The 1,798-nt window shown below is 43.1% G+C and carries 1 protein-coding gene; it reads right to left on the minus strand.

Translation table 11 applies throughout. From position 1 onward, the window contains the following. Window positions 1–130: 130 nt before the first annotated feature. Window positions 131–1,708 (minus strand): IS1182 family transposase, encoded by a 1,578-nt coding sequence (locus ACTUHY_RS12830; protein ID WP_442828000.1) that lies wholly within the window; start codon window positions 1,706–1,708, stop codon window positions 131–133. Between the last annotated feature and the right edge of the window lie 90 nt (window positions 1,709–1,798).

A 1,798-nucleotide genomic window follows, 5' to 3' on the forward strand; every position in this document is an offset into this window, starting at 1 on the left:
GGAGCTGTGAAGAAATGAGGATTCATTTCTTCACAGCTCCTTTTTTGTTGTCTCTTTTTACTCCTGGCAGTAAAAGGCAAGAGAAAAAGGGTATACTTCCCCCTTCCCCCCAAAACTCAGCTTTTTAAAATTAAGCTGCCATATCCATATGTGCCTGCTGCTTCCTATGGTATTTGTACAGGTTGAAGCCAATAGAAACCAGAAAAACTTCCATTTTCACTGAATCCATGCCTCTTCGGACAATCCGGTCATATTCCCGATCGTTCTTCATCACTCCGAAAGTACCTTCTGCCTGGATAGCACGGTTCCTTCTCAGCAGAAATCCGCGGGTATCTGTCAATCGTCCGATGACGTCAGCATGGACCTTTGTAAGTTCACGATTCAGGCTGATCCGTCTGTTATGAGGTGTTTTCTTGCAACGTTCTGCATAAGGACAGCCATTGCAGTCCTCACATTCATAGATTTCTTCCTGACGGCCATATTGGTTGCCTTGAATGTTTTTCCTGTAGACGAATTTGAACTTCTTTCCATTGGGACAGAGCAACGCTCCATCAACCGTCGTCTTGAAATTAACCGCACGGAATGGGTCCTCGTGATACTTCTTGTCCGTCGTTTCTTTGAAGAACATGGGGAATTTCATACAGGCTTCCATCCCATGTTCGCTGCAGTACAGATAGTTATTGAATGAACCATACCCTGCGTCAGCTACTGGATATTTCGGATAGATCCCATGGTGCTCATAAAACTTTTCCAGAAGGGGAACGAAGCAATCCATATCTGATCTGTACTGGTTTACGTCAAGGACCGCTATGTATTCATCAGCTATGCCAACTTGGACGTTATATGCCGGCAGCAGCTGGTCGTTTCCCATGTAGTCTCTCTTAATCCGCATAAACGTAGCTGAATGATCCGTTTTAGAATAGCTATTACGATTCTCTCCACAGATACTCAATTTCTTTCCATATTCCTTAAGTTTCTGCAGATACACTTTTAGTTTTTCGTAATTCCGCTGTTCCGGACTCTTATGGTGTCCTTTGCCATGGGCAAATCTTTCCTCGTCCAGTTCCCAGATGTCGTGAAGTTTGCTCAGGATGAGCTCCAGATATTCAGGAGCATATTCTGAATTGATTTCGGCTTTCAGTCCACCACAGCTCAGCATCTCGTTGATTTCTTCCAGGAGTGCTGAGATTTTGGCAAACAGCCGGAATCTCGATTTCTCCGTACCTTTTTTCCAGACCCAGGAGTACTTGTTGGCATTGGCTTCGAATTTGGAGCCATCGATATAGAGGTGGTCCAGGTCCACATGCTCTTTGGTGATGATTTCTTGGGTAATTTCATAAAAGAGCGATTCAGCTTGATTCATCAGGACAGTATTGATGAAATATCCGAAAGTCCGATAGGACGGGTGTTTACCGTCCATAAGGTATTTATAGCGGATATTGACTTTGCAATTGTCTTCCAGCTTTCTGAGAGAGATGCATCCTTCATCCATAAACCCGAACAGAACCGTTTTCAACATATTGATGGGATTATATCTGATTCTTCCCAACTCATGAGCAGGAAGTTTGCTCAGATATTTGCGTAAATCGATTTCCTCCATAAATCTGTCAAATGTGAAAACCGGATCTGTGATATCCAGGCACTCAGAAAAAAATGCTGGTAAAATTCCCTGTTTGGGAGTACCATAATACACAGTTAGGTTTTTCATAGCAGTTAAATTCTAACACGAAAAAGGACTTTCGATTCACAAGAATCGAAAGTCCCTTTCGTTTTCATGGAGCTATTATTTCACAGCCCC

This window comes from Acidaminococcus nyctereutis, from assembly GCF_052216985.1.
GTDB lineage: Bacteria > Bacillota > Negativicutes > Acidaminococcales > Acidaminococcaceae > Acidaminococcus > Acidaminococcus fermentans_A.